5 protein-coding genes are annotated in these 7,601 nt (G+C 61.7%); all 5 read left to right on the forward strand.

Going from position 1 to position 7,601, the window contains the following annotated elements:
- The first annotated feature begins 176 nt into the window (after positions 1 to 176).
- Genes NUV89_RS25745 through NUV89_RS25765 form a run of 5 tightly spaced genes read left to right on the forward strand, consistent with a single transcriptional unit; the run spans position 177 to position 7,533 of the window.
- Positions 177 to 2,006, forward strand: coding sequence for an extracellular solute-binding protein (locus tag NUV89_RS25745; RefSeq protein ID WP_257783534.1), 1,830 nt, complete (start codon positions 177 to 179; stop codon positions 2,004 to 2,006).
- Entirely contained in the window at positions 2,003 to 3,835 is a 1,833-nt protein-coding gene (locus tag NUV89_RS25750) for an extracellular solute-binding protein (RefSeq protein WP_257783535.1), read from the forward strand. The genes NUV89_RS25745 and NUV89_RS25750 overlap by 4 nt, the downstream gene beginning before the upstream one ends.
- Positions 3,836 to 4,909, forward strand: coding sequence for a microcin C ABC transporter permease YejB (locus NUV89_RS25755; RefSeq protein ID WP_017738566.1), 1,074 nt, complete (start codon positions 3,836 to 3,838; stop codon positions 4,907 to 4,909). It abuts the gene before it with no gap.
- A 1-nt stretch (position 4,910) separates the two neighbouring features.
- Positions 4,911 to 5,930 carry an ABC transporter permease gene (locus NUV89_RS25760; RefSeq protein WP_124362721.1) on the forward strand — a complete coding sequence of 340 codons (1,020 nt, stop codon included), beginning with the start codon at positions 4,911 to 4,913 and terminating at the stop codon, positions 5,928 to 5,930.
- Position 5,931: 1 nt separating this feature from the next.
- A complete protein-coding gene (locus tag NUV89_RS25765) occupies positions 5,932 to 7,533 on the forward strand; it encodes an ABC transporter ATP-binding protein (protein WP_257783536.1) in 1,602 nt (533 codons plus the stop codon).
- Positions 7,534 to 7,601: the final 68 nt, after the last annotated feature.

Here is a 7,601-nt window from a genome sequence, read left to right on the forward strand (position 1 = left end):
ACAGGTGCCAGTCGATACTTGAGTGACTGATCCACCGTATTCGCGAGCAAGCCCGCTCCCACAACAAGCGCGCTCCCACATTGGTTTGTCACCCTTTTCAAGATGCTTTTTCCAACCGGAACAAGCTGTTACTGTACCGATCATAAAGCCCAAGCCGCCTGGATCGGATCTCTGACTTGAAGCGTCCCCTCCTTCTACTAATAAGTCTGGCCTTGAGCTTTACCGCGAACGCGACCATTACCGAGAGCCACGGTTATACGCAGTTCGGCGTGCTCAAGTACCCGGCCAAATTCACCCACTTCGATTGGGTAAACCCTGCAGCGCCGAAAGGCGGGACCTTGCGGGTCATGGCATTTGGCACCTTCGACACGCTCAACCCCTACACCTTCAAGGGCTCCAGCCCGGTTTCCACGCCCAATTTCCTGCAATACGGCGTCAATGAGCTGAACGAGCCGTTGATGGTCGGTACTGGCCAGTACGCACCATCGGGGGATGAACCCACGTCCAGCTATGGCCTGATCGCGCAGTCGGTGGAGTACAGCGAGGACCGCAGCTGGGTGGTGTTCAACCTGCGCCCGGAAGCGCGCTTCCATGATGGCAAGCAGATCACCGCCTATGACGTGGCATTCTCCTATCGCACCCTACTGACCGAAGGCCACCCGCAGTACCGCACCAACCTGCAAGAAGTGGCGCGGGTCGATGTGCTCAACCGGCACCGTATCCGCTTTGTGTTCAAGCGTGCCGGCAACCCGTTGCTGATCCTGCGCCTGGGCGAGTTGCCGGTGCTGCCCCAGCACTACTGGAAAGACCGCGACTTCAAGGCCACCACCTTCGAACCGCCACTGGGCAGTGGGCCATACCGTGTGACCAAGGTCACCCCAGGCCGGCAACTGGTATTCGAACGGGTCAAGGATTATTGGGGCAAGGACCTGCCGGTCAACCAGGGTTTCTATAACTACGACAAGGTCGAAGTGGAGTTCTACCGCGACAGCGACGTGGCCTTCGAAGCCTTCAAGGCCGACGAATTCGACATCTATATCGAACACCAGGCAAAGAACTGGGCGACCGGCTACAACTTCCCGGCGGTCAACCGTGGCGATGTAATCAAGGCGCAAATCGCCCACCAGATCCCGACGCAAAGCCAGGGCCTGTTCATGAACACGCGCCGGCCAACGTTCAGCCAGACAGAGGTGCGCGAAGCCTTGGGGCTGATGTTCGATTTTGAATGGACCAACCGCACCCTGTTCAGCAGCGCCTATAAACGCACCCTGAGCTACTACCCCAACAGCGAATTCTCGGCGACCGGCGTGCCGCTGGGTCATGAATGGCTGCTGCTCTCGCCGTACCGCGACCAGTTGCCAGTGAACCTGTTCACCCAGCCCTTCAGCCTGCCGCAGACCGACGGCCGTGGCATCCCGCGCGACACGATGCGCCGCGCCCTGGCCCTGCTCGGCGAGGCCGGCTGGAAGCTGTCGGGCCAGCGCCTGCTCAACAGTGACGGGCAACCGCTGCGCTTCGAAATCCTGCTGGTCAACCCGAACCTGGAGCGCATCCTGCAGCCCTATGTCGAAAACCTGATAAGTATCGGCATCGACGCACGCCTGCGCACGGTTGACCGCGCCCAGTACAAGCAGCGCCTGGATCAATTCGACTACGACATGATCCTGATTACCCTCAACCAGACCCTGAGCCCCGGCCTTGAGCAGTGGCAGTACTTCCACTCCAGCCAGGCCGCGATCAAGGGCAGCAAGAACTACGCCGGCATCGCCAACCCGATTGTCGACCGCCTGCTGGAACAGCTGCTCGCGGCGCAGACCCGCGACGCCCAACTGGCCGCCGGCCGCGCCCTCGACCGGGTGCTGCTGTGGCAGCACTACAGCATTCCCAACTGGTACCTCAACTATCATCGCTTGGCGTACCGCAACCGGTTCGCCTTTGTCACTACGCCGCCCTATAGCCTGGGCCTGAGCGCATGGTGGCTGAAAGCTTCGGAGAAAGCCCAATGACGTATGTGCGCAACGCATTGATCGCCAGCCTGTTGCTGTGCAACCTGGCCCACGCCGCCCCGCAACATGCGCTGACGCTGTACAACGAACCGCCCAAATACCCCGCCAATTTCAAGCACACCGACTACGTCAACCCCGACGCGCCCAAGGGCGGCACCTTCCGCGAGTCCAGCCTGACCGGCTTTGACAGTTTCAACCCGTTTATCAGCAAAGGCGTGCCCGCCGACAACATCGGCCTGATCTACGACACCCTCGCCACCCAAAGCCTCGACGAACCCTTCACCGAATACGGCCTGGTGGCCGGCAAGATCGAAAAGGCCCCGGACAACAGCTGGGTGCGCTTCTACCTGCGCCCCGAAGCGCGCTTCCACGACGGCCACCCGATGCGCGCCGACGACGTGGTGTTCAGCTTCGAGACCCTGATAAAGGACGGCACCCCGCTCTATCGCACCTACTACGCCGATGTGGACGAGGTGATCGCCGAAGACCCGCTGCGCGTGCTGTTCAAGTTCAAGCGCACCAACAACCGTGAATTGCCGCTGATCCTCGGCCAATTGCCGGTATTGCCGAAACACTGGTGGGCCACCCGCGACTTCAACAAGGGCAACCTGGAGTTTCCGCTGGGCAGCGGCCCTTACCAGGTGGCCGAGGTCAAGGCCGGGCGTTCGGTGCGGTACGAGCGGGTCAAGGACTATTGGGGCAAGGACCTGCCGATCAACAAGGGCTTGTACAACTTCGACCAGCGCATCACCGACTACTACCGTGACGCCACCGTGGCGCTGGAGGCGCTCAAGGCCGGCCAGTTCGACTACTGGGCCGAGTTCAGCGCGAAGAATTGGGCCAATGCCTATAACGTGCCGGCAGTGGCCGAAGGTCGCCTGGTCAAGGAGGAGATCCCGAACGGCAACCCCACGGGGATGCAGGGCTTTGTGTTCAATGTGCGCAAGCCGATGTTCGAAGACGTGCGTGTGCGCAAGGCCATCAGCCTGTTGCTGGATTTCGAATGGAGCAACAAGCAACTGTTCAACGGCGCCTACACCCGCACCCGCAGCTACTTCGAAAACTCCGACATGGCCGCCACCGGCCTGCCCGGCCCGGACGAGCTGGCGATCCTCGAACCGCTGCGTGACAAGATCCCGCCGCAAGTCTTCACGGAAGCCTTCGCCCCGGCCAAGACCGACGGCAGCGGCATGATCCGCGCCCAGCAGCGCGAGGCATACCAGTTGTTGCAGGAAGCCGGCTGGAAGATCGTCGACGACAAGATGGTCGATACCACCGGCAAACCGGTGACCATCGAGTTCCTGCTGGCCCAGACCGAATTCGAACGCATCCTGCTGCCGTTCAAGCGCAACCTCGCCGACTTGGGGATAGACCTGGTAATTCGCCGGGTCGATGTGTCCCAGTTCATCAACCGCCTGCGCTCGCGGGATTTCGACATGGTGGTGGGCAGCTTCCCGCAATCGTCGTCGCCGGGTAACGAACAGCGCGAGTTCTGGAAGTCCACCAGCGCCGACAAGCCCGGCAGCCGCAACTACATGGGCCTCAAAGACCCGGCCGTCGATCAACTGGTGGAGCAACTGATCGATTCCGACACCCGCGTCAGCCTGATCGCCCACGCCAAGGCCCTGGACCGCGTGCTGCAGTTTGGCTACTACGTGATCCCCAACTGGCACATCAAGACCTTCCGCGTGGCCTATTGGAACAACCTCGGTCATCCAAAGGTTTCGCCGCTGTACGACGTCGGCATCTCCACCTGGTGGAGCAAGCCCAATGTGCAACCGCCGGTTCCCCCCCAGACGAGCGCCGACCCGGCGAGCGGAGGCGATTAAATGCTGGCCTATATCTTTCGCCGCCTGTTGCTGATTATCCCCACGCTGTTCGGGATTCTGCTGATTAACTTCATCATCATCCAGGCCGCGCCAGGCGGCCCGGTGGAGCAGATGATCGCCAAGCTCGAAGGCTTTGACGGCGCCACCAGCCGCATCGCCGGCGGCGGTGCCGAGGTCGCGGTGGCCGGTTCCAGCTACCGTGGCGCCCAGGGCCTGGACCCGGCGCTGATAAAGGAAATCGAGAAGATGTACGGCTTCGACAAGTCGGCGCCGGAACGCTTGTGGATCATGGTCAAGAACTACGCCCGCCTGGATTTTGGCGACAGCTTCTTCCGTGACGCCAAGGTCATCGACCTAATCAAGGAAAAGATGCCGGTGTCCATCTCCCTCGGGTTGTGGAGCACGCTCATCATGTACCTGGTGTCGATCCCCTTGGGGATCGCCAAGGCCACACGCCATGGCAGCCACTTCGACGTGTGGACCAGCTCGGCAATCATCGTCGGTTATGCGATCCCGGCGTTCCTGTTCGCCATCCTGCTGATCGTGGTGTTTGCCGGCGGCAGTTACTTCGACTGGTTCCCGTTGCGCGGGCTCACCTCCAACAACTTCGACGAACTGAGCTGGGGCGGCAAGATCCTCGATTACTTCTGGCACCTGGCGCTGCCGATCACCGCGTTGGTGATCGGCAACTTCGCCACCATGACCCTGCTGACCAAGAACAGCTTTCTCGACGAGATCAACAAGCAATACGTGGTCACCGCCAAGGCCAAGGGCCTGACCAACCACCGCGTGCTCTACGGCCATGTGTTCCGCAACGCCATGCTGCTGGTGATCGCCGGTTTCCCGTCGGCCTTTATCGGCATCTTCTTCACCGGCTCGCTGCTGGTGGAAGTGATCTTCTCCCTCGACGGCCTCGGCCTGATGAGCTTTGAAGCGGCGATCAACCGCGACTACCCGGTGGTGTTCGGCACGCTGTTTATCTTCACCCTGCTGGGACTGATCGTGAAACTGATCGGCGACCTCACCTACACCCTGGTCGATCCACGCATCGACTTCGCCAGCCGGGAGCATTGAGATGAATCTATCCCCCCTCAATCGCCGCCGGTTCGAACGGTTCAAGGCCAACAAGCGTGGCTGGTGGTCGCTGTGGCTGTTCCTGATCCTGTTCGGGCTCAGCCTGGGCGCGGAGTTGATCGCCAATGACAAGCCACTGGCCGTGCACTTCGACGGCGACTGGTATTTCCCCGCGCTCAAGCGCTACCCGGAAACCACCTTTGGCGGCGAGTTCCCCCTGGAGGCCAACTACAAGAGCCCGTATATCCAGGAGCTGCTCAAGGCCAAGGACGCCTGGACCTTATGGGCGCCGATCCCGTTCAGCTACCAGAGCATCAACTACGACCTGAAAGTGCCGGCCCCCGCGCCGCCGTCCAGCGTCAACCTGCTGGGCACCGATGACCAGGGCCGCGACGTGCTCGCGCGGGTGATCTACGGCTTCCGGGTGTCAGTGCTGTTTGCCCTCACGCTCACCGTGCTCAGCTCGATCATCGGCGTGATCGCCGGGGCCTTGCAGGGCTTTTACGGCGGCTGGGTCGACCTGGCCGGGCAGCGCTTCCTGGAGATCTGGTCCGGCTTGCCGGTGTTGTATCTGTTAATCATCCTTGCCAGCTTCGTGCAGCCCAACTTCTGGTGGCTGCTGGGGATCATGCTGCTGTTCTCGTGGATGAGCCTGGTGGACGTGGTGCGAGCCGAGTTCCTGCGTGGGCGCAACCTCGAATACGTGCGTGCGGCGCGGGCGCTGGGCATGCAGAACGGCGCGATCATGTTCCGCCATATCCTGCCCAACGCGATGGTCTCGACCATGACCTTCATGCCCTTCATCCTCACCGGCGCCATCGGCACCCTCACCGCCCTGGACTTCCTTGGCTTCGGCCTGCCGGCCGGTTCGCCGTCCCTGGGCGAGCTGGTGGCCCAGGGCAAATCCAACCTGCAAGCGCCGTGGCTGGGCATGAGTGCGTTTGCCGTGCTGGCGATCATGTTGAGCCTGCTGGTGTTTATCGGCGAGTCCGCTCGCGATGCCTTCGACCCGAGGAAATGAGATGAATCAGGACAATCTGATCGAAATCCGCGACCTCAGCGTCGAGTTTGTCACCGGCGAACACTCCCACCGCGTGGTGAACAACGTCAGCTTCGACATCAAGCGCGGCGAAACCATCGCGCTGGTGGGCGAAAGCGGCTCGGGCAAGTCGGTCACCGCCCACTCGATCCTGCGCCTGCTGCCTTACCCGTTGGCGCGACACCCGTCCGGCACCATCGAATACGCCGGGCAAGACCTGCTGACCCTGAAAGAAAAATCCCTGCGCCATATTCGCGGCAACCGCATTGCGATGATCTTCCAGGAGCCGATGACCTCGTTGAACCCGCTGCACTCCATCGAGAAGCAAATCAACGAAGTGCTCGACCTGCACAAGGGCTTGCAAGGCAAGGCCGCCACCCAACGCACCCTGGAATTGCTCGATCTGGTGGGCATTCCTGAACCCCACAAGCGCCTCAAGGCGTTGCCCCATGAATTGTCCGGCGGCCAGCGCCAGCGGGTGATGATCGCCATGGCGTTGGCCAATGAGCCGGAATTGTTGATTGCGGATGAGCCGACCACCGCCCTCGACGTCACCGTGCAGTTGAAGATCCTCGAGCTGCTCAAGGAACTGCAGGCGCGCCTGGGCATGGCCTTGTTGCTGATTAGCCATGACCTGAACCTGGTGCGGCGCATTGCCCACCGCGTGTGCGTGATGCAGAAAGGCTGCATCGTTGAGCAGGCGGAATGCGAAACGCTGTTCCAGTCGCCCCGGCATCCTTACACCCAGGAGCTGCTGGCGGCAGAACCCAGCGGTGGCCCGGCCACTAACGTGGTGGGTCCACCGTTGCTGGAAGTCGATGACTTGAAGGTCTGGTTCCCGATCAAGAAAGGCTTCCTGCGCAGCACCGTGGACTACGTCAAGGCGGTGGACGGCATCAACTTCAGCCTGCCCCAGGGGCAAACCCTGGGGATTGTCGGCGAGAGTGGCTCGGGCAAATCCACCCTGGGCCTGGCGATCCTGCGGCTGATCGGCAGCCAGGGCGGCATTCGCTTTGAAGGCCAGCAGCTGGACCAACTCACCCAGCAACAGGTGCGCCCGCTGCGTCGGGAAATGCAGGTGGTGTTCCAGGACCCGTTTGGCAGCCTGAGCCCGCGCATGTGCGTCAGCGAGATCGTCGGCGAGGGCCTGCGCATTCACAAGATGGGCACGCCGGTGGAGCAGGAAGCGGCGATTATCGCGGCGCTCAAGGAAGTCGGCCTGGACCCGGAGTCGCGCCATCGCTACCCCCACGAGTTCTCCGGCGGCCAGCGCCAACGCATCGCCATCGCCCGCGCCCTGGTGCTCAAGCCACGCTTGATCCTGCTGGACGAACCCACCTCGGCGCTGGACCGCACGGTGCAACGCCAGGTGGTGGAATTGCTGCGCAGCTTGCAGGCCAAGTACAACCTGACCTACCTGTTTATCAGCCATGACCTGGCGGTGGTGAAGGCGCTGAGTCATCAGTTGATGGTGGTGAAGCAAGGCCAGGTGGTGGAGCAAGGGGATGCGAAAGCGATCTTTGCTGCCCCGCAACACCCCTACACCCAACAGCTGCTGGAAGCCGCCTTCCTCGTACCGGCCTGACACAACACAGTTCAAAATGTGGGAGCGGGCTTGTGTGGGAGCGGGCTTGCTCGCGAATGCGGTGGATC

The organism is Pseudomonas sp. 18.1.10, assembly GCF_024655625.1.
Classification (GTDB): Bacteria; Pseudomonadota; Gammaproteobacteria; order Pseudomonadales; family Pseudomonadaceae; genus Aquipseudomonas.

Coding starts and splice junctions, on each gene's coding strand:
- NUV89_RS25750 (WP_257783535.1), top strand. CDS start 2,003: ATGACGTATGTGCGCAACGCATTGATCGCCAGCCTGTTGCTGTGCAAC.
- NUV89_RS25755 (WP_017738566.1), top strand. CDS start 3,836: ATGCTGGCCTATATCTTTCGCCGCCTGTTGCTGATTATCCCCACGCTG.
- NUV89_RS25760 (WP_124362721.1), top strand. CDS start 4,911: ATGAATCTATCCCCCCTCAATCGCCGCCGGTTCGAACGGTTCAAGGCC.
- NUV89_RS25765 (WP_257783536.1), top strand. CDS start 5,932: ATGAATCAGGACAATCTGATCGAAATCCGCGACCTCAGCGTCGAGTTT.